Raw genomic sequence first — 26701 nt, 5'->3', positions numbered from 1 at the left:
ATGGAGTAAAAATGGGTTATTCATAGCTTGATTTTTATAAAAATAAAATAAATCTAAACTTTTATTATGAACCTTTTAAATAAATTTTTCTCCAAAAAGATTATACTTCTAATCTTTTTATTTCCCTTTTTCTTGAGTGGGCAAACTATAGATTCTCATGCTCAAACAGAAGTAAAATATCCTCAATTTAAAGTACAGGGGCTTTTTCAGGGCCGTTACTTAAGTGGCTTTACGAAAGGAATAGATGCTGCAACCGGACTGCAGCATTTAGATGGTGAAGGAGTCGAAGATACATTCGATATAAAAAGAATGCGTCTTGGGCTTACAACAAAATTAAGTGATGGATTTGATATTGTTGTTCTGGCAAATTTTGCAGACGTAAAATCAGATCCTAAAAACAAGATTCTTGAAAATGCCTTTGCAAGGTATATTTTTAATAAAAACATTGGTATTATGGCAGGTCAGTTTAGACCCGCTTTTGGACTTGAGGAACTAAATCCTGCCGATATTCTTAAATCATTCGATTATTCTAATCAATATACAGAGTTTGGTAATAATGGATGGGCAAGTTTTCAAATGGGAGCTTCTGTATTTGGAGGGTTTAATTTAGGAAAGCTTCCCGTTAGTTATGCATTTTCTGCTGTAAACGGAAATGGGAGAAATCAGGCATCTGATAAAGATGATGGCAAACAATACTCTTCGCGTTTTGCTTTCGAGTTGAATAAAAAACATAATATCAATTTTGGTATTAATGGTGGTTTTGGGGAAGTTTTTAATACCAAAGTTTTTGCAGTTGCCTTAGATTTTACAGCTGATTTTAAATTGGCGGATAAACTAATATTACAAACGCAGCTTGAAGGCAAACAAGGAATAAATCACTACTTATATTATTCTTTAGCTGCAGAATCCAGAACAGGAAATATTAATGATTACGAAATGCGTGGGGCATACTTCCTGCCCAATTTGAGATATGAAATTCAATATCAAAAATTAACCGCTATAGAATTTTCATGTCGTTATGAATATTTTGACAGAAGTTTTAAAATCAATTCAAATGCAAGACAGACTTATACGCCAATGGCAGGTCTGGAATTTGGAAAAGGGTACACGGGACGTATCGAAATGGGAATGCAATTCGATAATTATAAACGAAACGTCGCTAATACTACGGCATACGATAACAACTTATTTATCATACAATTTCAAGGAAGATTTTTCTAGAAATAAAACTCCTGCGTAGTGTATGGCTAAACAAATATTAACTAATCAATAATTTAAAATAAAAATGAAAACAAGTATCAAAATAGTACTTTGTCTCTTCTTTGCAATTGCAGGAATGAATCCTTCTTTTGCCAATAGCACAAACAAAAAAGATATTGTTGCAGAGCAAGCTATAGCTCAGGTTTCAGTTCCTTCAAATTCAAAAATAACTGTTCAAAAAGAGATTGCAACACCTTCAAAGGCACAAAATGAAACCGTTAAAAATGCTTCAACTGATTCCGAAAAAGCAATACCGGCAAACGCTCCGTTCTTGTTTTGGAGTCAATTAGTCTTGCTTCTGGTAATTATTTATTTCGGAATAAAATATGGAGGTATTGCCTTGGGAATGCTGGGAGGTTTAGGAGTTACCTTATTAGTATTTTTATATGGAGTAGAACCGGGAAAACCTCCAGTAGAGGTAATGCTGATTATTCTGGCAGTAGTGACAACATCATCATCGTTAGAAGCGACAGGAGCATTAAATTTAATTGTAAGTTATGCTGAAAAATTGCTTCGTAAGAATCCAAATAAAATTGTGTTTTTAGCGCCATTAACAAGTTTTACTCTTACCATGCTGGTAGGTACGGGACATGCAGTTTATCCATTATTGCCAGTTATTTACGATGTTTCGATTAAGAATAAAATTCGTCCGGAACGCCCAATGGCAATGGCTGCAATTTGTAGTCAGTTAGGAATTACGGCGAGTCCAATTTCTGCAGCTGCAGCAGCGTTGGTTGGAATTTTTGCAGCGGCCAATTTACATGTAAGTCTTATCGATATTCTAAAAATTACAATTCCGTCCGGTCTTGCCGGTTTGCTTCTTGCAGCACTTTGGAGTTTGAAAAGAGGAAAAGATCTGGAAAACGATCCTGTTTTTCAGGAAAAAATAAAAGATGAAGAACAACGAAAATATATTTTTGGAGATCTGGAAGAACAAACTAACAAATTCGGAAAAAAATCTAAAACTGCTTTAGCGCTGTTCCTGCTTGGAATTTTAGGAATTGTAATTATTGCTATTTTTCCCGAAGCCATACTTCCATTAGATAAAGAAGGGAATTCTTTAAAAATGAGTATAGTACTGCAATTTGTAATGTTGGCGGTTGGTGCAATCATACTTTTTGCTACAAAAATATCGGCAAAAAGTATTTCCGATACAAAAGTTTTCAATGCAGGTATGGTCGCGGCTATTATGATTTTTGGTATTGCCTGGATGAGCGATACAGTGATAGAAAATAACAAACCCTATATTTTGTCACTCATTAGCGAAACGGTTACGGCACATCCGTGGACATTTGCTCTGGCTATGTTTTGCGCTTCTGCTTTTCTAAAAAGTCAGGCAGCGACATTGTTGGTTATTATGCCTTTGGGAATTTCTTTAGGAATTCCAACGCCGGTATTGATAGCTTGTATTCCGGCGTCATATGCCTATTTCTTCTTCTGTTTTTATCCAAGTGATTTGGCAGCAATCAATTTTGACAGATCAGGAACTACTAAGGCAGGTTCGTGGATATTGAATCATAGTTTTATGATTCCGGGTATGATTGCAGTCTGGACAGCAGTTATTGTAGGTTTTGGATTGGTAGAACTGTTATAAGATTAATTATTATTATTTAAAGGTTTGACTAGTCCTAAATAATCGATACAGATTATTAGACAAATATATTTAATTAGACACCTGTAATATTTTTTATTGCAGGTGTTTTTCTTTTATAAGTTCTCATCTTTACTACACTTTGTTGGTGCATTTGACTTGGAGTGAGCATATAATTAGAGTAATGTGGTCTTTTGTTATTATAAATATCAATTGCATTTTTCACTAAAACCTTCATTACAGCAAGTTTTAGATTAAACTTATCAATATTAAATTCTTGTTTTAAAATTCCATTTATTCTCTCAGCTACTGCATTCTCATAGGGATCAGAGTTTTGGGTCATACTACATTTTATATTGTTTTTATGTAATAGTTTTTGATATTCATCAGAACAATATTGTATTCCTCTATCTGAATGATGTATTAATGTTTTGCCTTTATCTCTGCGTTTTTTTATTGCATTTTTTAAAGCTGTTAAACTACTATGAGCATTCATATTATCTGCCACATTAAAACCCATTATTCTTTTAGAGTAAGCGTCAGTTATTAGACTTAAATAACATGGATTCTTTCTTTTTCCAATATAGGTTATATCTGATACCCAGACTTGCTCTGGTCTACAAATCTCTAACTCTAATATTTGATTTTGATGTTTTCTAAATCTATGATGAGAGTTTGTTGTTATATGGTAAGAACGTTTTGATATTATCAATAAATGATTTGCTCTAAGTATATCTATAAATTTATCTCGGCCTATTTTAAGTTGATTCAACTCGCTTTTTAAAAGATAATACAATTTTCTTGCTCCAATTCGAGGCATTGTATTTCTAATTTCCAAAACCATATTAACAACTTTTGAAGCCAAAAGCTTCTTATCGCAACTTTTTTTTACTCGACGATAGTAAACCTGTCTGTCAATCCCGAACAAAGTACAGGCAAACATTATTGTTTGTTGTTGTTCTTTTTTAAAATGGTCGATTGTTCGGGTGGTGAGTTTTTTCGAATGTCAATTTGATATTCTTTTTCTGCTATATCAATCATCATATCGAAAATAATAGCTTTTTTATCAGCAACGAAAGCCTGCTGTTCTAAAAATGCTCTTTGTTTTTCCAATAACTTCACTTTGGCTTCAAGTTCCATTATTTTCTGTTCAGGAGATTTTTGCATAAGAGAAGGTGTTTGATTGTCCCAATCAAAGTTACCGAATTTTCGAAGCCATTGAACAATTGTTGAACGTGATTGAATAGCATAATCTTTCTTAACTTGAGAAATTGAGGTTTTTCCCTGTTCTATTTCTTGAACAATTTGAAGTTTTAAAGACATACTGTAATCTTTCTGTGTACGCTTAACATAGCGCAATTCTTGATCTTTTTCCATAATGATACTTTTTGTGTATCGCTATTTCAGGACAAGACAGTTTTAATTCTAAAAAAGCACAAGAGAGATCTTGTGCTTTTTTTTTCGAGAAAATAGTAAAGCTTGTATTTAGTGATTTTTCCTATTTGCTTTTATGCTTGGTTTAGTAGGGTCTCTTTACAGAACTTTAACGCATTATGGTCACGGGCCGGCACCTGTTTTCTTTGGGAGCGGCTATATAGATTTAAAAAGCTCGTGGGTCAAAAGATTAATCACCGATTAACAATGCTTCTTATTTGCATGGTTATCGGTGGATTATGACTATGACTTATTGGCTATTTTTAAAATTAAATTCTAATTCCGGGAGGAAGTAATTCCTTGTACTGAGGGTTTTTTTTGATAAATAATACAATTCTGGGATGAATAGGCATTAATCTGAATTTCTTTTCGATAATAAGTTCCATGATGTTTTTAAGTACTACATCAATTAATGCTTGATTGTCAAAACCTTCTGGTGAGTTGATTTTGGTTAGAAAGATTTTCTTTTCCTGAAATGAATATTCAACAGAAAGTAATCCTTCAGGGACTATGGTTTCAAATTGTCTTGCAAAAGTATTGTCTTTGATTTCCATAGTTTCAATAGGTTCCATATTAGTCATGTTTTTTTGGGGATTGAATTAAAAAAATAATAGAAAAAGAACGTTAATAGTATTGTTTAAAAAATCCTGGAAAGATCTTTTGATATTGATTATAATGACTACAAAGGTAATCATTTGATTTTCAATATAAAATTATTTTTTGATAGTCCTGTAAAGGCTTGGGTTGCGTGCGGTTTTTGTTATTTTATTTTGTTTAAATTAATTATGGTGTAAGATTTGCAGTGCATATCACTAAAAAAAGTAATTTTAGCTTGAAATTAAAAGCTGTAACCATAATCTGTTTCTGTTAAAATGAGTAAAATTCCCGTATACTTTATGCCTGGTCTGGCAGCTAGTCCTGCTATTTTTGAAAGAATCAAATTAGATGAATCTGTTTTTGAAGTATGTTTATTAGAATGGGAGATTCCGCAGTCAAAAGAATCTTTATCTGATTATGCGCTTAGAATTTCTAAAAACATTAAACATGAGAATCCGGTTTTGATTGGAGTTTCGTTTGGAGGAATTCTGGTTCAGGAAATTGCAAAACATATCGAAGTACGAAAAGTAATTATTATTTCGAGTGTGAGAAGTAATGTCGAATTTCCTAGAAGAATGAAAATTGGTAAAACTACAAAAGCCTACAAGCTGATTCCGATGAAGCTGATTTTGAATATCGAAAATCTGGCAAAATATTCCTTTGGAGAAAAAATCAATAAGCGAATTAAACTGTACGAGAAGTTTTTAGCGGTTCGTGACCTTAAGTATTTACAATGGGCGGTAGAATCAGTTATTTTATGGGACAGAAATGAAATTGATCCCAAAGTGATTCATATTCATGGTGATCATGATGATGTTTTTCCTATAAAATATATCAACAGCTGTATTGTCGTAAAAGGAGGAACCCATATTATGATCCTGAATAAATACAAATGGCTGAATGAGAATTTGCCTTCGATCATCTTGGAAGATTAGAAATCTTTAAAATCCCAAATTTTTTAAATTCCAAATTCCAATATTCATAATATTTTGAAAAAATAAAAAGCAACAAAAAAAATCCCAAATACCATTAATTGGAATTTGGGATTTTAAATATTTGGAATTTCAGCAATTTTAGATTTTCTTCATTTGATCTTTCATCATTGTGATTTGCTCTTTCAGCATTCCTTGTTTGTCTAATTTCTTAGCTTCGTTTAATAAATTAGTTGCTTCAAGCTTTCTGCGGCGTGACATTGCAACTCCGGCAAGGTTTAATTTTGCTACGGCTAAATCCATATCCATTGATAGTCCAAGCTCGATAGCTTTTTTGAAATGTTTCTCGGCCTGGTTGATATTTGTTTGAGATAACATGATTCCGTGTAGGTAATTAAAGTATCCTTGTTGTTTTCTTACTAAAGCAGCTTCCGGGTTTTTGATGTATGCCAGCCATTTTTTAGCACCTTCGAAGTCTTGTTTTCTTAATTTAAGGAAAGCTAAAAGGATAAATTCATTTTTAAAGTAAAGAAAAATCGGAATTGCCGTTAATAATATAAGGAAGATTCCGTTCCCGATATTACTTTCAGTAAATTGCCAAACGCCAGCAACTACAAGAAGTCCGGCCAAAATAAGTTTAATATTCTTGTGAAACATAATAGATGTATATTTGTGATTGCAAATATAGTAAAATGAATTAAAAATATTTTTATTAAAGTACTTGCCAGAAAAAAAAGTCTTTGTATATTTGCACTCGGTTTTAGAATAACGATATTCTAAAACAGAAAAGAGATATTAGATACCATTTTAAAGATACAAAGCAATGAGCAAAAGAACGTTTCAACCATCGAAAAGAAAAAGAAGAAATAAGCACGGATTTATGGACAGAATGGCTTCTGCGAATGGAAGAAAAGTTCTAGCGCGTAGAAGAGCAAAAGGAAGACATAAATTAACTGTTTCTAGCGAGCCTAGACACAAAAAATAATGTTTGTATAAACATACATAAGGCGATTACTTTTTTAGTATCGCCTTTTTTTATACCTTGTCGGTAAAAAAAGATGCAACGTTCTAGTTTAGAATATACTACGAATGTTTTTTAAAGTACTTTATATAACTACACAATACAAATAAAATGCCTAAAGACACATCAATAAAATCAGTTTTAATAATAGGGTCAGGACCTATTGTTATTGGTCAAGCTTGCGAATTTGATTATGCAGGTTCTCAATCTGCACGTTCTATTCGTGAAGAAGGAATTGAAGTTATCTTGATAAACTCGAATCCAGCGACTATCATGACCGACCCAACAATGGCCGATCATGTTTATTTGAAACCTTTAACTACAAAATCGATTATTGAGATTCTGAAAGAACATCCACAAATTGATGCTGTTTTACCAACAATGGGTGGACAAACAGCTTTAAATTTATGTTTGGAGGCTGAAGAAAAAGGAATCTGGCAGGATTTTGGAGTAAAATTAATTGGGGTTGATGTAAACGCTATTAATATTACCGAAGACAGAGAGCAGTTTAAACAGCTTTTAGAAAGAATTAATGTGCCAACTGCACCGGCAAAAACGGCTACTTCTTATTTAGAAGGTAAAGAGATTGCTCAGGAATTTGGTTTCCCGCTTGTAATTCGTCCTTCGTTTACTCTAGGAGGAACAGGAGCTGCAATTGTTTACAAAAAAGAAGATTTTGATGAGCTTTTAACACGCGGACTTGAAGCTTCTCCAATTCACGAAGTTTTAATTGATAAAGCTTTAATGGGATGGAAAGAATATGAGTTGGAACTTTTAAGAGATAAAAATGATAATGTTGTAATTATCTGTTCGATCGAAAATATGGATCCAATGGGAATTCATACCGGAGATTCGATTACGGTTGCACCGGCAATGACATTATCAGACACGACTTTCCAAAAATTACGTGACTATGCCATCCTGATGATGCGTAGTATTGGTAATTTTGCTGGAGGTTGTAATGTGCAATTTGCAGTTTCGCCAGACGAAAAAGAAGATATCGTAGCGATCGAGATTAATCCTCGTGTGTCTCGTTCTTCTGCATTGGCATCTAAAGCTACTGGATATCCAATTGCTAAAATTGCTTCTAAACTGGCTTTAGGGTACAATTTAGATGAATTACAAAATCAAATTACAAAATCAACTTCGGCTCTTTTTGAACCAACTTTAGATTATGTAATTGTAAAAATACCACGTTGGAACTTTGATAAATTTGAAGGTGCTGACAGAACTTTAGGTCTTCAGATGAAATCTGTTGGTGAGGTAATGGGAATTGGGCGTTCGTTCCAGGAAGCATTACACAAAGCTACTCAATCTTTAGAAATCAAGAGAAACGGTTTAGGTGCTGACGGAAAAGGATATAAAAACTACGAAGAGATTATCGAGAAACTAACTTTTGCAAGTTGGGATCGTGTTTTTGTAATTTATGATGCGATTGCAATGGGAATTCCGTTGAGCCGTATTCATGAAATCACAAAAATTGATATGTGGTTCCTGAAACAATACGAAGAGCTTTATACTTTAGAGAAAGAAATTTCGAACTATAAAATTTCTAATCTTCCAAAAGAACTTTTGCTTGAAGCGAAACAAAAAGGTTTTGCCGACAGACAAATTGCTCACATGTTAAATTGTTTAGAAAGCGAAGTACATACTCTACGTATGGATCAAAATATTAACCGTGTGTTTAAACTGGTTGATACTTGTGCGGCTGAGTTTAAAGCGCAAACACCTTATTACTATTCAACTTTTGAGGCTGAGATAGAAAAAGCAAATGGTGAGCGCTATGTAGATAACGAAAGTATTGTTACTGATAAAAAGAAAATCATAGTTCTTGGTTCAGGACCAAACAGAATTGGACAAGGAATTGAGTTTGATTATTCTTGTGTACACGGAGTTTTGGCTGCTAAAGAATGTGGTTACGAAACCATCATGATCAACTGTAATCCTGAAACAGTTTCGACTGATTTTGATACAGCTGATAAATTATATTTCGAACCGGTTTTCTGGGAGCATATATATGACATCATTCAGCATGAAAAACCAGAAGGTGTTATTGTACAGTTAGGTGGACAAACGGCTTTGAAACTGGCTGAAAAATTATCTAAATACGGAGTAAAAATCATCGGAACTAGTTTTGATGCACTTGACTTAGCTGAAGACAGAGGACGTTTCTCAGATCTATTAAGAGAATTACATATTCCTTTTCCACAATTCGGAATTGCTGAAACGGCTGACGAGGCTTCTGCTCTTGCAGATACTCTTGACTTCCCATTATTGATTCGTCCTTCTTATGTATTAGGAGGTCAGGGAATGAAAATTGTAATCAACAAGAAAGAATTAGAAGAGCACGTTATCAACTTATTGAAAACGATTCCAGGAAATAAATTACTTTTAGATCATTATTTAGCCGGAGCAATCGAAGCTGAAGCGGATGCAATTTGTGATGCTGATGGAAATGTATATATCATCGGAATTATGGAGCATATCGAACCTTGCGGAGTGCACTCTGGAGACAGTAATGCTACTTTGCCTCCTTTTAACTTAGGAGAATTTGTAATGCAACAAATAAAAGATCATACGGTGAAAATCGCGAGAGCACTTAAAACTGTTGGTTTAATCAATATTCAGTTTGCTATTAAAGATGATACGGTTTATATTATCGAAGCAAATCCTAGAGCTTCAAGAACAGTACCTTTTATTGCAAAAGCTTATGGAGAACCTTATGTGAACTACGCTACAAAAGTAATGTTAGGACACAATAAAGTAACGGACTTCAACTTTAATCCGCAATTGAAAGGTTACGCGATTAAACAACCGGTTTTCTCTTTCAGCAAATTTCATAATGTAAACAAAGCATTAGGACCAGAGATGAAATCAACAGGAGAAAGCATCTTGTTTATTGATGACTTAAAAGACGATCAATTCTACGAATTGTACTCTAGAAGAAAAATGTATTTGAGTAAATAATCTCAAATCCTGATATAAAAGGCTCTAATTATTTAGAGTCTTTTTTTTTGGAACGCATCAGATAAAAAAATCCAACGATGAGTGTGGGAAGCCATATTGCAAATGAAATTTCTGCTATGATATTTAGAATTGGATTAATAGATCTGATACTTGCAATAAGACTCATAACTAATAAAAACATTAAAAACGCTAAGCCAATAAGTGAAAGACCAATTTTTGTATATCTATGCATAAAAGTTAGTTTAGTAGCAAAATATAAAGATATCCATTTTCAATTAAAAAAAGCTCCATGAAAATGGAGCTTTTTTTCGTTTAAAGTAAGATGTATTATTTAATCAATTGTTGTAAAGGCTTTAATTGTTCCATGTCGATTTTGGATTCTTTTAAAACCGACATTAGAGTCATGATGTTATTTGGGTTCATGTTTTCGCCTAATACCCTAACCACTGCAAAACCGTTTTCTTTTCTGTTGGCAAAAACGACAAATTCTTTAATATTGTCATCAGAACCTACATAACTTATTGATGCTCCATCTTTACCTGAGCCAAAACTCATTAATTGCTGGTATTTTGGATCTTTTAGAATCGCTTTTACTTTGGATCTTTCTGCCTCAAACTGAACCTGATTGGTGGCATTTGCTTTAAAAGCCAGAATGTTCATCTTATCAAATGATTTTAAAGCCTCGGTTTGTTCTGCAGATAGTTTTGTTTTCTCTACGTTTAAAATACTGGGCGAAACATCCAGAGCAATAAAATTTTTGTTGTCTGTATTTTCTACAAAATATTTCTGCAATGAAGGATCAGAATTACAACTTACTAAAGTTAGTATTAGTAAAAGGGCTGAGGTAAAAATGTTGGTTTTCATCTTATTTTTTGCCTTTAGAGGCTTTTTTTAGATCAGAACCGCCAGGAAGTTGCATCTTGTCTGTAAGTACTGAGATTTCGTTAATATCAAAATTACCTGTTAATGATAATAAAACAGTTTCGTCATTTTTGGCTCCGTCTACGTACATCAGTAATTCTCTTACCTGAGAATCTGTAGCTCCTGATTTTACTGATATTCTAACGTTTCTGCCACCATCGTTAATTCGCATTAATTCTTCTAAACCAGCTGTTTTTACATATTTTTCGGCAGAAGCTTTCATATCTGCTTCAATTTTTGGGTTTTTAGTGGTAAACACTTTCAGATAATCTAATTTTTTAATTAGTTTAATGTATTGTTGTGTTTCCTTATCAGAGGCATCAACTTTTACTTTGCTCATTAAATCGAACATTTTTTTGTTTACAATTACTGAGGTTACATCGTCCTGACCGTCAAATTTGTCAAATGCTCCCTGAGCATAAAAAGTAGTGCTAACAAATGCTAAAACTAGTGTTATGATGAAATTTTTCATTTTTGATTGAATTTTAATTACTGTTTAAAAATTTTGTTTTTTGATTGTTCGTATTCTTTAATGTATTGTACACTTTCGATACCTACATTAACATTGCTTGATAATAAGGCCAAAGCTTTTTGCGTTGCGGCAAGTGCTTCTTCCGGATCATCATAGGTTCCTAGTTCTGTTTGCGCCACAGCGGGAGCTGCATTTTTTTCGCTCACATAAAAATAGGTTCCAACTCCTAGTAAAACAACAACCGAAGCTGCAATCGATAACCACGCCACATTTTGTTTTTTAGTTTTTAGTGGTATTGTTTGCGTCGATTTTTGTTCTTTTACCTGAGAGAAATAACCAAACATAGGTTTGTATTGCTCTAAATGCTGCGCAACATTTGGTGAAGAAAAATAGTCTTTTAGTTCTTTTTCCTCTGCAATACTGGTTTCTCCCTGAAAGTATTTTTCTAATATATCTTCTATTTTATTGAATTCCATAACTGTGTGTGTTAAGCATTGATTCTCTAATTTTTTTTCTCGCTCTTGAAAGTGCTACCCGAATAGCCGTTTCATTCATGTTGACAATTTTCGCAATTTCATCAAATTCATATTGTTCAACATCGCGTAACTGAATTAATATTTGTAATTGTTCGGGCAACTGACTTATAATTTTCTCCACCCATTCTAAACTATTCGAATCCTCTAGTTTCTTATCCAGTTGAGGTTCCCTGTCAGTATAGTTATTATGTACAATTTGAAGATTTCCGGCTCTTTTTGATTTTAGTTGATCGAGACAATAATTCTTGGTCATTGTCATTGCTAATGCCTCAACACTATTGTAGTTATCCAGACTTTCTTTTTTATTCCATAATTTAACTATTACTTCCTGTGTAGCATCTTCGGCCTCTTCTGTACTGGTTAATAATCTTTTTGCCAGACGAAAAACTTTGTCTTTAAAAGGATTTATTAATTCTATAAACACATTCTGATTCATAAAATTGGTTGGTTATTCGTTAGCTTATATAGTCAAGACGAGGCACTATTATTTTTGTTACACAGAGCGTGGAAATTTTATAATAAAAAAATACTTTAAAAATATCATTGTTAAAACTAAAGATACTATTTTTACGTTAATACTACATAGATACCTACTATATGAAAACAATTTTAAAGAGCGTACTGTTATTATTTCTTCTCGCATTTTCTTTGCAATCTTGTGAAGATCAGGATGATGTTGCGGCTCCGGCCGATTTACAGGTGAAAGATTTCATTTGGAAAGGGCTAAATCAGTTTTATTTATGGCAAGCCGATGTGCCCAATTTAGCCGATGATCGTTTTAATAGTCAGGAAGCATTAAATTCTTTTTTAAGAGGATATTCTCAACCTGAAGATTTATTTCAGGCTTTATTAAATAAACCTATTAGCAAATTCCCAAAAGGTCAGGCAATTGATCGCTTTAGCTGGATTGTTCCTGATTATACTGTTTTAGAGCAGGAACTTCAGGGAACGACAAAAAATAATGGTGTCGATTTTAGTCTAAGTTATAAACCTAATAGTACAACAGATTTGATAGGTTACGTACGTTATATTATTCCTAATTCTGATGCTTCAGGAAAAGGAATCAAACGTGGTGATCTTTTTACAGCAATAAACGGAACCCAACTTACAGTTTCAAACTATCGATCTCTTTTGGCTGCGGATAGCTATACCTTAAATATGGTTGTTTTTAATGGTACTGGTTTTGAGTCTAACGGGAAAACAATTTCGTTAGTAAAAACAACTTTAGACGAAAACCCTATTTTTATTAATAAAGTAATAACTTCAGGAAGTCATAAAATTGGTTATTTAATGTATAATGGTTTTTATGCCAATTATGATGCGCAATTAAATGCTGCTTTTGGTGAATTGAAATCGCAGGGAATTACAGATCTTGTTTTAGATTTGCGATATAACGGCGGTGGTTCTATACAAACCGCAACGCGTTTGGCAAGTATGATTACAGGTCAGTTTACGAATCAGATTTTTTCTAAAGAAAAATGGAATGCTAAGATAAATGCAGCTTTTGAAATTGATAATCCGGAATTTTTAAATAATCGTTTTGTAGACAAAATAGACGGATCGGCAATAAATAGTTTAAAATTATCCAAAATATATATTCTGACAACAGACGGTACGGCTTCTGCGAGTGAGTTAGTGATAAATGGTTTGGTGCCCTATATTTCAGTAGTTCAGATTGGAGAAACAACAGTTGGTAAAAACGTTGGTTCTGTTACTTTATACGATTCTCCCACTTTTGGCAAAGCACAAAGAAATCTAAATCATAAGTACGCGATGCAGCCCTTGGTGCTTAAAATAGTAAATGCCGCTGATTTTGGAGAATATACAGATGGTTTAAAACCAACTTTTGAACAATTGGAACGTATTAGCAATCTTGGCGTTTTAGGTGATACATCAGAGCCATTATTAAATGTTGCCATTTCGCAAATTACAGGAGCAACTGCTAAAAAAGCACAACTCGATGAAGGTATAGCTTTAAAGAATTTTACAGATGCCAAAGCAATGGACGGCATCAGAAATCAGATGTATGTTAAAGATGCTCCGGAAGGACTTTTAAGAGCATTAAAATAATGACTAGTCCTAAATAATCGATACAGATTATTAGACAAATATATTTAATTAGACACCTGTAATATTTTTTATTGCAGGTGTTTTTCTTTTATAAGTTCTCATCTTTACTACACTTTGTTGATGCATTTGACTTGGAGTGAGCATATAATTAGAGTAATGTGGTCTTTTGTTATTATAAATATCAATTGCATTTTTCACTAAAACCTTCATTACAGCAAGTTTTAGATTAAACTTATCAATATTAAATTCTTGTTTTAAAATTCCATTTATTCTCTCAGCTACTGCATTCTCATAGGGATCAGAGTTTTGGGTCATACTACATTTTATATTGTTTTTATGTAATAGTTTTTGATATTCATCAGAACAATATTGTATTCCTCTATCTGAATGATGTATTAATGTTTTGCCTTTATCTCTGCGTTTTTTTATTGCATTTTTTAAAGCTGTTAAACTACTATGAGCATTCATATTATCTGCCACATTAAAACCCATTATTCTTTTAGAGTAAGCGTCAGTTATTAGACTTAAATAACATGGATTCTTTCTTTTTCCAATATAGGTTATATCTGATACCCAGACTTGCTCTGGTCTACAAATCTCTAACTCTAATATTTGATTTTGATGTTTTCTAAATCTATGATGAGAGTTTGTTGTTATATGGTAAGAACGTTTTGATATTATCAATAAATGATTTGCTCTAAGTATATCTATAAATTTATCTCGGCCTATTTTAAGTTGATTCAACTCGCTTTTTAAAAGATAATACAATTTTCTTGCTCCAATTCGAGGCATTGTATTTCTAATTTCCAAAACCATATTAACAACTTTTGAAGCCAAAAGCTTCTTATCGCAACTTTTTTTTACTCGACGATAGTAAACCTGTCTGTCAATCCCGAACAAAGTACAGGCAAACATTATTGTTTGTTGTTGTTCTTTTTTAAAATGGTCGATTGTTCGGGTGGTGAGTTTTTTCGAATGTCAATTTGATATTCTTTTTCTGCTATATCAATCATCATATCGAAAATAATAGCTTTTTTATCAGCAACGAAAGCCTGCTGTTCTAAAAATGCTCTTTGTTTTTCCAATAACTTCACTTTGGCTTCAAGTTCCATTATTTTCTGTTCAGGAGATTTTTGCATAAGAGAAGGTGTTTGATTGTCCCAATCAAAGTTACCGAATTTTCGAAGCCATTGAACAATTGTTGAACGTGATTGAATAGCATAATCTTTCTTAACTTGAGAAATTGAGGTTTTTCCCTGTTCTATTTCTTGAACAATTTGAAGTTTTAAAGACATACTGTAATCTTTCTGTGTACGCTTAACATAGCGCAATTCTTGATCTTTTTCCATAATGATACTTTTTGTGTATCGCTATTTCAGGACAAGACATAATAAACATAAAAAAGGCTTTCAATTTCTGAAAGCCTTTTTTTAATGAACTAGAGAAATCCAAAAACTAATTCTAATTGTTCGGGTAGAAACCGTTTGGTCCAAAACCAACAGTTAATGTTTTTAATACAGTTCCTGTAGAAGAATATACTGTAACTGTACCATCTTTAGTAAACGCATTTGCATCTCCTGAATATATTTTACCGTCAATTGCACCAAAACCATAAAAAGTAGACCAACTATTATCTGTAACTGAAAATAAAGCTTTTTCAGAAAAAGTTGTTGCTGTTAAATTCATTACATAAACACCCGTTCCTTGAGTATAATAAATTTTATCTCCATCAATATCCATATTCAAAGCGCCTTTTAGCGTAGTCGATTCTATAGATGTAACAACATCGCTGGTAGTATTGATTTTAAATAATTTACTTTTAGTTTTGTTTCCGGCTAAAACATAAACGCTGCCATTATTTTCTTCAACAGAGTTTATTCCGTCTTCAAGAGTCAGTGTTTTTGCTACAGTATTATTTGCAGGGTTTATTATTGTTACTTCACTTCCGCTTCCAAAAGCGGCGTTTGTTACATATAACTTTCCGTTTGCAGCTATAATTTTTTCTGCTGTTTTACCTAAAGGAATAGACGCTAGGTAAACATAAGTTTTTGCATTATAAACCGTAACTGCGTTAGAAAGTGAATTAGTTACATATAATTTATCATTTAAAACAACACTGAAACGAGGGTTTTCAAGTTTCTCAGTAATTGTTCCTAAACTTTTTAGTGTATAACGGTTTATAATTCTTACCTCGTTAGAATTGTTTAATACAATAAAAGCTTTTTCGTTACTAAACGTTAAAGATTGTGCTACGTCACCCAATACAGCTGAAGGGTTTACCAATTTGAAAATATCATTCTGAAAAGTAGCCAAATCATTTGAAAGAAAGGATACAGAAGCATTTACGTCCTTGTAGTTTCCTTCATTTAAAATAAGGATTCCATTTTGATAGTCTCCTAACGGAATAACTTCTTCGTTGTCATTATTATCGCTGCTACAAGAAGCAAATAAAAATGCAGATGCAATAATTCCTAAATAAAGATTTTTTAGTTTCATGTTTTAATAATTAAGATTTAAGTAAATAGTTAAGTTTCGCCCCGGCATATAGCGATTTGGCAACGCTTCGTAATTTTCGTTCCATAAATTAGCAGCTTTGACGCCTACTTTAAAAGTGTTTTTTTTGCTAAAATTGTAATCAATACCTATGTTAGATACATTATATGCATCAAGAATATATTTTGGATTGTTGTCTGATGTGGTGAAGATTTCTCCCGTATACATAATTTGGTAATAGGCAGATAATTTCCTGTAGTTATAAGAGAATGAACCAGTCAATTTATGATAAGGCACATAAAATAATTGTTTGTCTGTTTTATCATCCAATGAAACAGTGTAAGCATACGTTCCGCTAAAATCAAAAGTATGTTTGCCAAAGTTTTTTCGCCATCCTAAAAGTGCTTCAGCACCATAAATAGTTACTTTGTCTGTGTTTTCAGGTGACCAGTTTCCTGTGTTGTTGGGCAGCCAGCGAATCATATCATTAATTTTCATTCCGTATGCTGTAATGGTCAGCCTGAAATCTTTATATTTAAATTCATTTCCTATTTCTGCCTGAAAAGAACTTTCCGGTTTTAAATCAGGATTTCCACTTCCTTCCCAGTATAAATCATTAAATGTTGGAATTCTATAATTTCTTGAAAAATTAAATTTAAGCTGATAGAAATCTGAAAAGTTATATCTGGAACCAAAAGAAAAAAGCACAGGACTTTTATACACATCCGAAACCTCTTTTCGGGCACTCATTTCATAATTCCATTTGGCTGTAAGACTATGTTTCCATAAAAGACTTAGCCCGCCAATTTCGCGATTGTTTTTTCCAATTCCTGAGCCAACTCCATCATTTTTTGTGTAATCTGCAATCGCACTAATTTTCATTCTAGAAGATAAGGAATAATCAAGATCGTACTTTCCAATAAAACTTTTAACTCCTCCCGAAGTAAATCCATCCCTGTTAATATCTTCAAAATAATTATAATGTTCGGTGATATAAGCTAATTTTAAGTTCGATTCGAATTTGTCGAAAGCGCTGCTCCATGTTAATAAATTTCGGGTATTGTAATCCTGATATTTTGTTTTAGTTTCATTTGGAGAAGTGAGCGAAAAATGACGTTCTCCATCGTAAATTTCGCTATAAAACTTGATACTGTTATTAGTATTTATTTTATATCCAATGGCAGCATCCAGCGTATTATTGTAATATTGTCCGTTTTTGTTCCAGACTTTCTGACCTACAAATTTAAAATCATTGTCTGAACTGTTTCTGGTAAAACTAGCATCAAAACTCCACTTTTTTGTGGCGGCTGTAATACCATAAATTGCACTTATGGTATTGAATTCGCCGTAGTATATCTGAAAATCGTTTTTAAAAGTATCAGTAAATTTCAAATCATTATTCAAATGAATCGTTCCTCCAATGGCACCGCTTCCGTAAACGATACTTCCGCCGCCTGCTTTTACATCAATAGAACTAAAGCCACGTGTTGAAATTGTATTAAAATCAGTTTGTCCTAAAAGTTGAGAGTTAATATTAATTCCGTTCCAGACTACTACAGTTTGTTGGGCGGTAGTTCCTCTAAAAGAAGGAGAGGAAGTCATGCCAAGGCCATTCTCTTTAAAATAAATAACAGTATTATAATTTAAAAGAGAAATCAGTGAAGACTGGTTTTTAGTAATAATGGAATCATTTAGCCGTTGAAGAGATTGGGTATTAGAAGAGTTTTTAAGATTCGCATCAGAAACCACAACTTCTTTTAAGTTATTAATAGTATCGCTCTGCGCTACAATAATCTGGCACAAGAAGAATAAACAAAAAGCAAAAAGTTTTTTCAAAGTCATAATTTCTACACTCTTTTTCCCGAGAGCTCGATATTTGTTACAAAGGCAGGTCTCCTGGCTTGCGTCTTGTTGTTTACCTTCCCGTTCGCGGGGGCGAGCAGTGGTTTGTAGATAACAACAATCATTCTTTTTTAGAACTAAGCTTACAGTTGCGGGTACAGCTCAAGATTTGATTATTACTTGATTCCCTTTTAATGTGTTTGAAATAACACAACCTTAATTGGCTGCAAAGATAAAGTTAAAAATGTCGATTTTTCTAATTTGTTTGACTTTTAAAACTAAAATGGAAACAAAATGATAATTAGAGTTCGATTTTGATAACTTGTCCAAAATCTACTTTGTTATTAAAGGCATCTTTTAGCGGCAATGAAGTATGATGACATAAAATGCTACGAATCACTCCAGCATGTGCTACGATAATGATAGGTTTTGTTATTTCTTTTGAAATTTGAGATAAAAAATCGCCAACTCGTTCATGTAATCTTATAAACGATTCGCCATTGGAGGCGCTACTATTTACAAAATCCTCCATCCAGGGATTAAGTTGTTCAGGCGGAATCTCATTCCAGTTTTTCATTTCCCAATCGCCAAAATGCATTTCCATCAAACGATCTTCTTTTTCAAATGCAATCGTTTTAATATTTTTTTGAATGTATTCTGCTAAAATCACACAACGTTTCAACGGACTGGAAAAAATTATTGCTTCAGAAGGTAATTGCGAAACGATATTTTCAAAAACAGATTCAAAAGGTTCTGCCAATCCCACATCCGATTGTCCGTAGCAAACTCCTTTTTCGCAAATTGTTTCGGTGTGACGAACTAGATAAGCTTCCATATCAAAAGTAGACTTAAATAATAAACAACCTCGCAAACCTGTTGTGTTGCGCCAAGGCAATCACCGGTATATCCATCAATCCATTTTTTGAAATAGCGCGCCAGAAAAAATCGTGTTATAAAAACCGGAACTAAAGCTAAAAGGAATTTATATTGAAAATAAGAGAAAACAAAAAGAGGAAGCAATCCGAAGAAAAAAGAACCTAAAACTTCTTTCCAGGAATGGTTTTTAGCAATAGGTTTACTTTTGCTCGAAGCGTCGTCTCTTGAATATTCATCCGTAAAAATAATAGAGATCGCAGCCAAACGGCTTAAAGCGTGCGCTGAAACAAATAAAAGAAATACTTGAATAATCGATGTAGTAATATCTCCTTTGAAAAGAGAAATTGATTCTGAAAGTAATTTGAATTTCACTAAAAACAATAAAACCAAACCAATGGCTCCATAAGCGCCAATCGCGCTGTCTTTCATAATGATCAGGATTTTTTCTTTGGTCCAGCCACCGCCAAAACCATCACAAACATCTGCAAAACCATCTTCATGAAAAGCTCCCGTCGTAAGTACAGAAATAATTAGAGCAAAAATTACCGCTGTTTCTACAGAAAGAAAAAGAGAAAAAAGATAAAAAGTTAGAAAAGAAATACTGCCAACAATCCAGCCAATCAAAGGAAAATACCGAGTGGCCTTGTTTAAATAATCAGGATGATGGTCGATGTTTTTTGGACAAGGAATTCTGGTGTAGAACATTAAAGAGGTAAAGAAAATATGTAGTTCTTTTTTCATTTAAAAAATGTAGAGTTATTCGGCTAAAGCCATTTTGATTGTCAATTATGTAACCAACATCTAAAGATGTTGTCTATTCAATTTAGATTGCTGATAATTTTCATTATTAATCTGAATGTATTTTTTCTGAATAGCCCCCAGATTTATCTGGGGTATTGTTATTTAGTGCTACAAAGGCTTTAGCCAAATTCTTGTTATTTATTTTTTTTGAAACCCAAATTTGCTAATAATTTCATTGTATTCTTCCTGAAAAGTTTTTTTCTTATGATGACTTTCTTGGTTTTTAATATAATCCCTTACTTTATCTACTAAAGATTCTGAAACTGAAACCGCAAAATATTCATCTTGCCACTCAAATTTTTCTTTTGTCAATTTATTTTTATTAATCCAAAATGAAGATTCGCCCTTAAGTAATTGTATTATTTTTTGAATATTTTGATCAACTCCCAAAGAAATTAGACAATGGCAATGATCTGAATATCCATTTATAAAATCAACATAAATTCCTTTTTCCTTTGCGTTTTCTCTAATATGATTCCAAACCTTTTGTCTTAATTCTAATGAATCTAAAAATGGAAATCTATTTTTTGTACCCCAAACAAAATGGATGTACACTTTTATTAATGGCATAATTATAATGTTTTTCTTACTTAACGAAAAAATAGCACTAAAATTACTTCCTACTAATCCCTGCACTTTCAAAACTTGCCATATCATTCAAAAAAGTTTCAGCCGATTTTAAAATAGGAAAAGCAATGGCACAACCCGTTCCTTCGCCCAAACGTAAATCCAGATTTAAAATAGGTTTTGCATCTAAATAATCAAGAAGTTTTTGGTGTGCTTTCTCGGCAGAACAGTGACAGAAAAAAGCATTGTTTTTAATATTGGGATTTATTTTTGAAGCAATCAAAAAAGCCACGCTACAAATAAAACCATCAACCAAAATCAGCATTTTGTTCTCCAGGGCGGTCAACATTCCGCTGGCGATTTGTATAATTTCAAAACCTCCAAAATAAGCCAGCTGCTGTTTTAATTCGGCTTGACCGGAATAATTTTCAATTGCTTTTTTGAGTAAGTTTTGTTTCTGAAGCAGTTTGTCATCCTCAACTCCGGTGCCTTTTCCAACACAATCTTCGATAGGTAAACCCGTTAAAAGACTCATTAAAACCGAAGCCGTAGAAGTATTTCCAATTCCCATTTCACCAAAGCCAATACAGTTAGAACGGGTTTTAGCAATGTCTTCAACAATCGACTTTCCTTTTTCGAAACACAATTGCAATTCGGTTTCGCTCATAGCGGGAATGTGCAAAAAAGACTGTGTTCCTTTGGCGATTTTTGCATGAATCAAATTCGCATTGGTGGGAAAATCATAATTTACTCCGGCATCCACAATCGATAATTGAATCTTGTTTTGATTGCAAAATACATTGATTGCCGCACCGCCATCAAGAAAATTACCCACCATTTGTCGCGTAACATCTTGCGGATAAGCACTCACGCCATGATTTGCAATCCCGTGATCAGCTGCAAAAACTACTATATTTGGTTTTGTTATTTTTGGATTCAGAGTTTCAAAAACCGTTGCCATTTGAAAAGCCAGCTTTTCGAGACTTCCTAAAGAACCAATAGGTTTCGTTTTAGAATCTATTTTTTCCTGTAAAATTGTACTGAAATCATTTTTAGTTTCGACCTCGTTTTCAACTTTTAGATTAAAATCTGTAATAAAATTTTCAGCAACATTTTTAATCTCTTTACAAATTGGAGCTTCAGATTTTTGTTTCCAATGCAATTGCTGCAACATCGGTTGATTGTCATAATTCGTTGCAGGTTTTCCAATACAGAAATACCCCAAAGGCTCGATATTTTCAGGTAAATCGAGAATTTTTTTAAACTGGTAATAATCTAAAATCGAAACCCAACCCATGCCGTAACCTTGTTCTGTAAGCGAAAGCCAGATATTCTGTGCCGCACAAACCGAACTAAATTTTACCGCTTCATTACTGCCTACAGTCCCAATAGTAAATTGGTTTAAAACCGATCGATCGTACGCAATAATAAGTCCAATTGGAGCTTCTTCAATCGCTTCAAGTTTCAACGATTTGTAATGCTCTTTTTGTTCGGGATTATCGGTAAGTTCTTCTGCCTTTTTATTGTAATCTAAAAATAGATTTTTTACAGCCGTTTTAACTTCATCAGACTTTATTATAAAATAGCGCGTAGCATCGGTCAATCCAACAGATGGTGCCCAATGTCCGGCTTGCAAAGCTTTCTCAATCACTTCATCGGGAACTTTATCAGCAGTAAAATGTCTGGTATCCCGGCGCGATTTTAAAATATCATCTAAATAGCTCATAAATTCTTTAAATTACAATTTTTAAATTCTAAATTCCAATTCAACGGCAATTACAATATCAATTGCAAAAATCAAATGGCAATTTGAAAATTTAAAGATTAAAGTAAAGATAAAGTATAAGGTTGGAATTTGGAATTTAAAAATTGAAATTTGAAATTTTGGATTTTCAAATTGCAATTGTCATTGATATTGATTTTTGACATTGACATTGATTTTTGACATTGACATTGATTTTTGACATTGATTTTTGAAATTGTCAGCCTTTTATCTTAACCGGAATTCCCGAAACCATCAAAACCACTTCATCAGCATTTGAAGCCAGAAACTGATTCATCCAGCCTTGCAATTCGGTAAACTTTCTGCCAATATGAGTTTCGGCATGAACGCCCATTCCAATTTCGTTAGTTACAATTATTAAAGTTGTATTTTCCTGATTTACTATCGAAAGAAACTCTTTTTTGGCTTCTTCCAAACTTAAATTCACATCATATTTATGATCGGTAAAAAAGTTGGTTAACCAAAGTGTTACGCAATCGATCAGCGCTACTTTTTGGGTAAAATCAATTTTACTTAAATATTTTTCCTCTTCAATATTCGTCCATCGTTCGTCACGTTCCTGCTGATGACGATCGATTCTGTTCTGGAAATCGGCATCCCATTTTCTGGCCGTCGCTATATAAATTGGTGAATCTGAAAGCTGTAAAGCCATGTTTTGAGCATAACTACTTTTTCCTGATCGTTCGCCTCCGGTAATTAAGTAAACCATTTTTTGAGTTATGAATTATAAGTTATGAATTATGAGTTAGATGTTAAGATTTAGATGGTGAAATTAGATTTTGAGAGTTTACTTTATTTAAAATCTTAATGATTTATACTCAATGTTGTAAATTAATAATGCACTCAAAACTCATAATTAATAACCCATAACTAATAAGGACAATGTCTGCAATCATTTCCGCAACAAGTTCCTCTTTTTAGATGAAACCAGGTTTTAAAAACGTACTTGTCATTTTCGATATAATAATCGATTCCTTCAATTAGTTTTTCTTGTTTAGGTAACGATATTGCTTTGTTAATAAGTGCTTTTTGAGGGGTAATTGTTTCTACATAAGCATCAATTTTGTCTTCGCAAGCTTCCTTAAAGCAAATCGGACACAGGCAATCGCCTCCTTCAGAAAGGTTAAAAATAGGAGGGAAGTCATTGCACCAACATTTGCTTTCTTCTGAAATATCTCCACAACTAAAAGAAGATTCACAACTTGAGCAAAGTTTCGTTTTTATGCTATTCATAGGTTAAAGATGGTGTTTTTTTGGTTTTGTAAGAATAAAGGTAAACAAAAAAAATAGAAATTGCGTTACCTTTGTAACTCTCGAAAGAGTAAAATTTGTCCCGTAATAGTTTAAATTACGAGATAAAATGAAGAATGCAAAAACTATTCCTTAAAAATAAGATAACCCATATATGAAACATTTATTACCAAAACTGATTTTTATTTTACCCTTTTTTGTTCTTGTTGGATGTAAAAAAAATGAAACAGAAGCCGTTGTAAAAAATGAAATTGCGAAAAACAGTATCGAATACGCATCGGGACTTTCTATAGTAAAGCACGATGGATATTCAGTTGTAACAGTTTCTGAGCCCTGGCCCAATGCCAATGCAAAATTTACTTATATTCTAAAAGAAAAAGAAGCCAAGGTTCCGGATAGTTTACAAAAATATACCACAATAAAAATTCCTTTAGAGTCTGTTGTGGTAACTTCAACCACCAATATTCCGTTTCTCGAGATGCTCGAAGTCGAAGATAAATTAGTTGGATTTCCGCATACAGATTATGTTTCATCAGAAAAAACCAGAGTTTTAATCGACAAAGGATCTGTTAAAAATGTAGGTGAAAACGAAAAATTAAATATCGAGCAATTAATCGAATTGTCTCCGGATTTGATTGTAACTTTTGGTGTAGACAACAATAATTCAGCGTTGGATAATTTGAAAAAAAGTGGTTTGAATGTTTTAATTCAGGCCGACTGGATGGAGCAATCTCCACTAGGAAAAGCAGAATGGATCAAACTTTACGGAGCTTTATTTGGTAAAGAAGACAAAGCCAAAGAATTATTTGATAAAATTGTTACCAGTTATGATCAGGCAAAAAAATTAGTAGCCGATAAACCTGCAGCCTCATCTGTTTTATATGGTTCGATGTATGAAGATGTTTGGTATGTAGCCAAAGGAAACAGCTGGGTAGCCCAGTTTATGAAAGATGCTCACGCTAATTATTTATGGGCAGATTTAAAAGGAACGGGAAGTGAAGGCTTATCTTTTGAAAAAGTCTTGGTAAAAGCCAAAACGGCTAATTTCTGGATTGCTTCCGGATCGTTTAAAACTTTGGCAGAAATAGAAAAAACCAACCCGCATTACAGTCAGTTTGATGCCTTTAAAAATAAAAATGTGTATACATTCGAAGGTAAATACGGAGCAACAGGAGGAACTGTTTATTATGAATCGGCTCCAAGCCGTCCGGATTTAGTATTGAAAGATTATATCAAAATATTTCATCCTGATTTATTGCCAAGCTATGAATTTACTTTTGCATCAAAATTAAACTAAACGTATTGATCAATAAAAAGCGAAATATAATCCTGTTTTCGGTACTTGCTTTAACACTTTTATTTATGTTTTTTCTGGACATTAGTTTGGGGTCTGTTACCATTCCGTTCAAAGAAGTATATACGAGTTTAACAGGTGGTCAAGCAAGTAAATCGACCTGGGAATATATCATTATTAATTATCGTTTGCCAAAAGCAATTACGGCAATGTTAGTTGGCGTAGGTTTGGCTATTAGCGGACTATTAATGCAAACCTTATTCAGGAATCCGCTGGCGGGGCCGGATGTTTTAGGATTAAGTTCCGGAGCAATTTTAGCCGTAGCCATTGTGATTTTAGGAGCAGGTTTTTTACCATCATTTTTAAACTCAATCTTATTATCACCATACGGAATTGTGTTTGCCTCAACATTAGGAAGCGTTTTGGTTTTACTATTGGTTTTATTAGTAGCGCAGCGTTTACGAAACACAATGGCAATTTTAATTGTAGGACTTATGTTTGGTAGTTTTACCAGCGCTATTGTAGGCGTTTTAACTTATTTTAGTTCGGCTGAACAATTGCAAAAATTTACATTTTGGTCGTTAGGAAGTCTGGGCAATCTTTCGTGGACATCTATTTCGATATTGGCAGTTTGTGTTGGTTTGGGGTTGCTTTTAAGCGCCAGCAGCATAAAACCGCTAAATGCATTGCTTCTTGGCGAAAATTATGCTAAGAGTATGGGATTGAATTATAAAAAAGCGAGACTCATTATTATATTTGCCACAAGTATTTTAGCCGGAAGTGTAACCGCTTTTGCCGGACCAATAGCATTTATAGGTTTAGCAGTGCCGCATATTGCAAAGCTAACATTTCAAACCAGTAATCACGCTGTTTTATATTGGAGCACATTTTTTTACGGCGGCATTATCATGTTATTTTGTGATATGGCATCTCAACTACCGGGATTAGACACAACATTGCCTATTAATGCCATAACATCCATAATTGGAGCACCGGTTGTAGTTTATTTATTAATGAGAAAAAGAAATTTTCAGTAAATAATGGCCCACGGATTCGACGGATAAAACTGATTTTCACAGATTTTAAAATCATTTTAATCATTTAATCTGTGGCAAAAAAAACTTAGCAACTTAGCCTCTCAGAACCTTAGTAACTTTAAAAGATGACAACTATTTTAGAAACCTCAAATTTAAGTATTGGCTACAAATCCAAGAAAGCAACTGTGGTTATTGCCGAGAATCTAAATTTGAATTTAACTTCAGGAAAACTCATTTCATTAATAGGAGCAAACGGAATTGGAAAATCGACTTTATTACGAACGATTACAGGAATTCAGGAGCCATTATCAGGAACTGTTTTTCTGAATGATAAAAATATAAACAGCTATAAACCTCTGGATTTAGCCCAAAATTTAAGTTTGGTTTTAACCGAAAAATTACCGCCAAGCAATCTTTCTGTTTTCGAATTAGTGGCGTTAGGCCGTCAGCCATACACCAACTGGATTGGCACTTTAACCCAAACCGATATCGAAAAAGTTGAGGAAGCCTTAGAGCTAACCCAAATCGAACATTTGGCACATAAAAAACATTTCGAAATTAGCGACGGACAACTGCAAAAAGTCCTAATTGCAAGAGCTTTGGCACAAGATACCCCGCTTATTATTCTGGACGAACCCACAACACATCTTGATTTACTGCACAAAGTTTCGTTGTTTAAATTACTGAAAAAGCTAACACAGGAAACTCAAAAATGTATTTTGTTTTCGACTCATGACATTGATCTGGCGATTCAGCTAAGCGACGAAATGATTATTATGACACCGGAATTAATTGTTCAGGACGAACCTTGTAATTTAATTTCAAAAGGAAGTTTTGCAACTTTATTCAAAGATGAACATATTGTTTTTGATGCCGAAAAAGGGAAGTTTGTAATTACTTAGGATTCTTCATAAGTTAAAAAATCGCATTATTTATAAGTCCCAGCGTGGCGTTAT

At 33.3% G+C, this 26701-nt stretch carries 27 protein-coding genes, 1 pseudogene and 1 riboswitch; of the genes and pseudogenes, 10 read left to right on the top strand and 18 right to left on the bottom strand.

What is annotated here, in order from left to right:
- Positions 1-66 precede the first annotated feature (66 nt).
- A complete protein-coding gene (locus tag B0M43_RS00640) occupies positions 67-1221 on the top strand; it encodes a porin (protein ID WP_078005831.1) in 1155 nt (384 codons plus the stop codon).
- Positions 1222-1285: 64 nt separating this feature from the next.
- Positions 1286-2854 carry an anaerobic C4-dicarboxylate transporter gene (locus B0M43_RS00635; protein WP_210418041.1) on the top strand — a complete coding sequence of 523 codons (1569 nt, stop codon included), beginning with the start codon at positions 1286-1288 and terminating at the stop codon, positions 2852-2854.
- A 73-nt stretch (positions 2855-2927) separates the two neighbouring features.
- On the opposite strand, the gene B0M43_RS00630 is transcribed toward B0M43_RS00635, so the two are convergent.
- Complete coding sequence (locus B0M43_RS00630) at positions 2928-3794, bottom strand: IS3 family transposase (RefSeq protein WP_210418029.1); 867 nt, start codon at positions 3792-3794, stop codon at positions 2928-2930.
- Positions 3794-4228: a transposase gene (locus B0M43_RS24600; RefSeq protein WP_210418026.1), complete on the bottom strand. Its 435-nt coding sequence runs from the start codon at positions 4226-4228 to the stop codon at positions 3794-3796. Before B0M43_RS24600 ends, B0M43_RS00630 begins: the two co-directional genes overlap by 1 nt.
- Positions 4229-4349: 121 nt before the next feature.
- Here B0M43_RS24600 and B0M43_RS00625 point away from each other — a divergent pair.
- Positions 4350-4528 (top strand): annotated as a pseudogene (locus B0M43_RS00625) (anion permease); the annotation flags it as partial.
- Positions 4529-4554: 26 nt separating this feature from the next.
- On the opposite strand, the gene B0M43_RS00620 reads toward B0M43_RS00625, so the two are convergent.
- Positions 4555-4866, bottom strand: a complete 312-nt coding sequence (locus B0M43_RS00620; protein WP_228520454.1) for a GNAT family N-acetyltransferase — start codon at positions 4864-4866, stop codon at positions 4555-4557.
- 291 nt (positions 4867-5157) lie between these two features.
- Here B0M43_RS00620 and B0M43_RS00615 point away from each other — a divergent pair, with 291 nt between their 5' ends.
- Positions 5158-5817, top strand: a complete 660-nt coding sequence (locus B0M43_RS00615; RefSeq protein ID WP_078005830.1) for an alpha/beta fold hydrolase — start codon at positions 5158-5160, stop codon at positions 5815-5817.
- A gap of 138 nt (positions 5818-5955) precedes the next feature.
- Here B0M43_RS00615 and B0M43_RS00610 read toward each other — a convergent pair whose 3' ends face one another.
- Positions 5956-6471: a hypothetical protein gene (locus B0M43_RS00610; protein WP_065451088.1), complete on the bottom strand. Its 516-nt coding sequence runs from the start codon at positions 6469-6471 to the stop codon at positions 5956-5958.
- Positions 6472-6637: 166 nt separating this feature from the next.
- Here B0M43_RS00610 and rpmH point away from each other — a divergent pair, with 166 nt between their 5' ends.
- A complete protein-coding gene (gene rpmH / locus B0M43_RS00605) occupies positions 6638-6799 on the top strand; it encodes a 50S ribosomal protein L34 (RefSeq protein ID WP_008464848.1) in 162 nt (53 codons plus the stop codon).
- A gap of 147 nt (positions 6800-6946) precedes the next feature.
- The gene (gene carB / locus B0M43_RS00600; protein ID WP_065451089.1) at positions 6947-9802 is read left to right on the top strand and encodes a carbamoyl-phosphate synthase large subunit; all 2856 of its coding nucleotides are present in this window, start codon (positions 6947-6949) and stop codon (positions 9800-9802) included.
- Positions 9803-10129: 327 nt separating this feature from the next.
- Here carB and B0M43_RS00595 read toward each other — a convergent pair whose 3' ends face one another.
- From B0M43_RS00595 to B0M43_RS00580, 4 genes are read right to left on the bottom strand one after another with little or no spacing between them, the layout of a single operon-like run.
- Positions 10130-10666: a DUF4252 domain-containing protein gene (locus B0M43_RS00595; protein ID WP_078005828.1), complete on the bottom strand. Its 537-nt coding sequence runs from the start codon at positions 10664-10666 to the stop codon at positions 10130-10132.
- 1 nt (position 10667) lies between these two features.
- Entirely contained in the window at positions 10668-11195 is a 528-nt protein-coding gene (locus tag B0M43_RS00590; RefSeq protein ID WP_078005827.1) for a DUF4252 domain-containing protein, read from the bottom strand.
- 17 nt (positions 11196-11212) lie between these two features.
- Positions 11213-11671 carry a hypothetical protein gene (locus B0M43_RS00585; protein WP_078005826.1) on the bottom strand — a complete coding sequence of 153 codons (459 nt, stop codon included), beginning with the start codon at positions 11669-11671 and terminating at the stop codon, positions 11213-11215.
- Positions 11658-12167, bottom strand: a complete 510-nt coding sequence (locus B0M43_RS00580) for an RNA polymerase sigma factor (RefSeq protein WP_078005825.1) — start codon at positions 12165-12167, stop codon at positions 11658-11660. The genes B0M43_RS00585 and B0M43_RS00580 overlap by 14 nt, the downstream gene beginning before the upstream one ends.
- 161 nt (positions 12168-12328) lie before the next feature.
- Here B0M43_RS00580 and B0M43_RS00575 point away from each other — a divergent pair, with 161 nt between their 5' ends.
- A complete protein-coding gene (locus tag B0M43_RS00575; RefSeq protein WP_078005824.1) occupies positions 12329-13801 on the top strand; it encodes a S41 family peptidase in 1473 nt (490 codons plus the stop codon).
- Between the two features lie 48 nt (positions 13802-13849).
- On the opposite strand, the gene B0M43_RS00570 is transcribed toward B0M43_RS00575, so the two are convergent.
- The 10 genes from B0M43_RS00570 to B0M43_RS00530 all read right to left on the bottom strand — a co-directional run bounded on the left by B0M43_RS00570 (position 13850) and on the right by B0M43_RS00530 (position 23396).
- Positions 13850-14716 carry an IS3 family transposase gene (locus B0M43_RS00570; RefSeq protein ID WP_210418029.1) on the bottom strand — a complete coding sequence of 289 codons (867 nt, stop codon included), beginning with the start codon at positions 14714-14716 and terminating at the stop codon, positions 13850-13852.
- Positions 14716-15150 (bottom strand): transposase, encoded by a 435-nt coding sequence (locus tag B0M43_RS24595; protein ID WP_210418026.1) that lies wholly within the window; start codon positions 15148-15150, stop codon positions 14716-14718. Before B0M43_RS24595 ends, B0M43_RS00570 begins: the two co-directional genes overlap by 1 nt.
- 112 nt (positions 15151-15262) lie before the next feature.
- The gene (locus tag B0M43_RS00565) at positions 15263-16297 is read right to left on the bottom strand and encodes a YncE family protein (protein ID WP_078005823.1); all 1035 of its coding nucleotides are present in this window, start codon (positions 16295-16297) and stop codon (positions 15263-15265) included.
- 3 nt (positions 16298-16300) lie between these two features.
- Positions 16301-18136, bottom strand: a complete 1836-nt coding sequence (locus tag B0M43_RS00560) for a TonB-dependent siderophore receptor (protein ID WP_078006158.1) — start codon at positions 18134-18136, stop codon at positions 16301-16303.
- Between the two features lie 26 nt (positions 18137-18162).
- Positions 18163-18370: riboswitch (cobalamin riboswitch) on the bottom strand.
- A gap of 67 nt (positions 18371-18437) precedes the next feature.
- Positions 18438-18971: an alpha-ribazole phosphatase gene (cobC, locus tag B0M43_RS00555; RefSeq protein WP_078005822.1), complete on the bottom strand. Its 534-nt coding sequence runs from the start codon at positions 18969-18971 to the stop codon at positions 18438-18440.
- On the bottom strand, positions 18956-19753 hold the full coding sequence (locus B0M43_RS00550; protein ID WP_078005821.1) for an adenosylcobinamide-GDP ribazoletransferase: 798 nt from the start codon (positions 19751-19753) through the stop codon (positions 18956-18958). The genes cobC and B0M43_RS00550 overlap by 16 nt, the downstream gene beginning before the upstream one ends.
- A gap of 198 nt (positions 19754-19951) precedes the next feature.
- Positions 19952-20470 carry an IS200/IS605 family transposase gene (gene tnpA / locus B0M43_RS00545; RefSeq protein WP_371295975.1) on the bottom strand — a complete coding sequence of 173 codons (519 nt, stop codon included), beginning with the start codon at positions 20468-20470 and terminating at the stop codon, positions 19952-19954.
- A complete protein-coding gene (cobT, locus tag B0M43_RS00540) occupies positions 20427-22106 on the bottom strand; it encodes a nicotinate-nucleotide--dimethylbenzimidazole phosphoribosyltransferase (protein WP_078005820.1) in 1680 nt (559 codons plus the stop codon). The genes tnpA and cobT overlap by 44 nt, the downstream gene beginning before the upstream one ends.
- 256 nt (positions 22107-22362) lie before the next feature.
- Entirely contained in the window at positions 22363-22872 is a 510-nt protein-coding gene (gene cobU, locus B0M43_RS00535; protein ID WP_078005819.1) for a bifunctional adenosylcobinamide kinase/adenosylcobinamide-phosphate guanylyltransferase, read from the bottom strand.
- A 161-nt stretch (positions 22873-23033) separates the two neighbouring features.
- Complete coding sequence (locus B0M43_RS00530; protein ID WP_078005818.1) at positions 23034-23396, bottom strand: DUF5522 domain-containing protein; 363 nt, start codon at positions 23394-23396, stop codon at positions 23034-23036.
- A gap of 172 nt (positions 23397-23568) precedes the next feature.
- On the opposite strand from B0M43_RS00530, the gene B0M43_RS00525 reads away from it, so the two are divergent.
- From B0M43_RS00525 to B0M43_RS00515, 3 genes are all read left to right on the top strand, one after another.
- Positions 23569-24711: an ABC transporter substrate-binding protein gene (locus tag B0M43_RS00525; RefSeq protein WP_078005817.1), complete on the top strand. Its 1143-nt coding sequence runs from the start codon at positions 23569-23571 to the stop codon at positions 24709-24711.
- A 65-nt stretch (positions 24712-24776) separates the two neighbouring features.
- Positions 24777-25745 carry an iron ABC transporter permease gene (locus tag B0M43_RS00520; protein WP_078005816.1) on the top strand — a complete coding sequence of 323 codons (969 nt, stop codon included), beginning with the start codon at positions 24777-24779 and terminating at the stop codon, positions 25743-25745.
- Positions 25746-25870: 125 nt separating this feature from the next.
- Positions 25871-26647: an ABC transporter ATP-binding protein gene (locus B0M43_RS00515; protein WP_078005815.1), complete on the top strand. Its 777-nt coding sequence runs from the start codon at positions 25871-25873 to the stop codon at positions 26645-26647.
- The last annotated feature ends 54 nt before the right edge of the window (positions 26648-26701 follow it).

Origin of the sequence: Flavobacterium sp. KBS0721 (assembly GCF_002007065.3) — a bacterium.
Taxonomy (GTDB): domain Bacteria; phylum Bacteroidota; class Bacteroidia; order Flavobacteriales; family Flavobacteriaceae; genus Flavobacterium; species Flavobacterium piscis.
Note: the sequence above shows the minus strand (reverse complement) of the source record. Positions and strands in the feature narration are given on the sequence as shown.

What these genes read in the sequence shown, in the direction of transcription:
- B0M43_RS00640 (WP_078005831.1), top strand. Translation starts at nt 67, where the DNA reads ATGAACCTTTTAAATAAATTTTTCTCCAAAAAGATTATACTTCTAATC.
- B0M43_RS00635 (WP_210418041.1), top strand. Translation starts at nt 1,286, where the DNA reads ATGAAAACAAGTATCAAAATAGTACTTTGTCTCTTCTTTGCAATTGCA.
- B0M43_RS00630 (WP_210418029.1), bottom strand. Translation starts at nt 3,794, where the DNA reads ATGTTTGCCTGTACTTTGTTCGGGATTGACAGACAGGTTTACTATCGT.
- B0M43_RS24600 (WP_210418026.1), bottom strand. Translation starts at nt 4,228, where the DNA reads ATGGAAAAAGATCAAGAATTGCGCTATGTTAAGCGTACACAGAAAGAT.
- B0M43_RS00620 (WP_228520454.1), bottom strand. Translation starts at nt 4,866, where the DNA reads ATGACTAATATGGAACCTATTGAAACTATGGAAATCAAAGACAATACT.
- B0M43_RS00615 (WP_078005830.1), top strand. Translation starts at nt 5,158, where the DNA reads ATGAGTAAAATTCCCGTATACTTTATGCCTGGTCTGGCAGCTAGTCCT.
- B0M43_RS00610 (WP_065451088.1), bottom strand. Translation starts at nt 6,471, where the DNA reads ATGTTTCACAAGAATATTAAACTTATTTTGGCCGGACTTCTTGTAGTT.
- rpmH (WP_008464848.1), top strand. Translation starts at nt 6,638, where the DNA reads ATGAGCAAAAGAACGTTTCAACCATCGAAAAGAAAAAGAAGAAATAAG.
- carB (WP_065451089.1), top strand. Translation starts at nt 6,947, where the DNA reads ATGCCTAAAGACACATCAATAAAATCAGTTTTAATAATAGGGTCAGGA.
- B0M43_RS00595 (WP_078005828.1), bottom strand. Translation starts at nt 10,666, where the DNA reads ATGAAAACCAACATTTTTACCTCAGCCCTTTTACTAATACTAACTTTA.
- B0M43_RS00590 (WP_078005827.1), bottom strand. Translation starts at nt 11,195, where the DNA reads ATGAAAAATTTCATCATAACACTAGTTTTAGCATTTGTTAGCACTACT.
- B0M43_RS00585 (WP_078005826.1), bottom strand. Translation starts at nt 11,671, where the DNA reads ATGGAATTCAATAAAATAGAAGATATATTAGAAAAATACTTTCAGGGA.
- B0M43_RS00580 (WP_078005825.1), bottom strand. Translation starts at nt 12,167, where the DNA reads ATGAATCAGAATGTGTTTATAGAATTAATAAATCCTTTTAAAGACAAA.
- B0M43_RS00575 (WP_078005824.1), top strand. Translation starts at nt 12,329, where the DNA reads ATGAAAACAATTTTAAAGAGCGTACTGTTATTATTTCTTCTCGCATTT.
- B0M43_RS00570 (WP_210418029.1), bottom strand. Translation starts at nt 14,716, where the DNA reads ATGTTTGCCTGTACTTTGTTCGGGATTGACAGACAGGTTTACTATCGT.
- B0M43_RS24595 (WP_210418026.1), bottom strand. Translation starts at nt 15,150, where the DNA reads ATGGAAAAAGATCAAGAATTGCGCTATGTTAAGCGTACACAGAAAGAT.
- B0M43_RS00565 (WP_078005823.1), bottom strand. Translation starts at nt 16,297, where the DNA reads ATGAAACTAAAAAATCTTTATTTAGGAATTATTGCATCTGCATTTTTA.
- B0M43_RS00560 (WP_078006158.1), bottom strand. Translation starts at nt 18,136, where the DNA reads ATGACTTTGAAAAAACTTTTTGCTTTTTGTTTATTCTTCTTGTGCCAG.
- cobC (WP_078005822.1), bottom strand. Translation starts at nt 18,971, where the DNA reads ATGGAAGCTTATCTAGTTCGTCACACCGAAACAATTTGCGAAAAAGGA.
- B0M43_RS00550 (WP_078005821.1), bottom strand. Translation starts at nt 19,753, where the DNA reads ATGAAAAAAGAACTACATATTTTCTTTACCTCTTTAATGTTCTACACC.
- tnpA (WP_371295975.1), bottom strand. Translation starts at nt 20,470, where the DNA reads ATGATATGGCAAGTTTTGAAAGTGCAGGGATTAGTAGGAAGTAATTTT.
- cobT (WP_078005820.1), bottom strand. Translation starts at nt 22,106, where the DNA reads ATGAGCTATTTAGATGATATTTTAAAATCGCGCCGGGATACCAGACAT.
- cobU (WP_078005819.1), bottom strand. Translation starts at nt 22,872, where the DNA reads ATGGTTTACTTAATTACCGGAGGCGAACGATCAGGAAAAAGTAGTTAT.
- B0M43_RS00530 (WP_078005818.1), bottom strand. Translation starts at nt 23,396, where the DNA reads ATGAATAGCATAAAAACGAAACTTTGCTCAAGTTGTGAATCTTCTTTT.
- B0M43_RS00525 (WP_078005817.1), top strand. Translation starts at nt 23,569, where the DNA reads ATGAAACATTTATTACCAAAACTGATTTTTATTTTACCCTTTTTTGTT.
- B0M43_RS00520 (WP_078005816.1), top strand. Translation starts at nt 24,777, where the DNA reads ATGTTTTTTCTGGACATTAGTTTGGGGTCTGTTACCATTCCGTTCAAA.
- B0M43_RS00515 (WP_078005815.1), top strand. Translation starts at nt 25,871, where the DNA reads ATGACAACTATTTTAGAAACCTCAAATTTAAGTATTGGCTACAAATCC.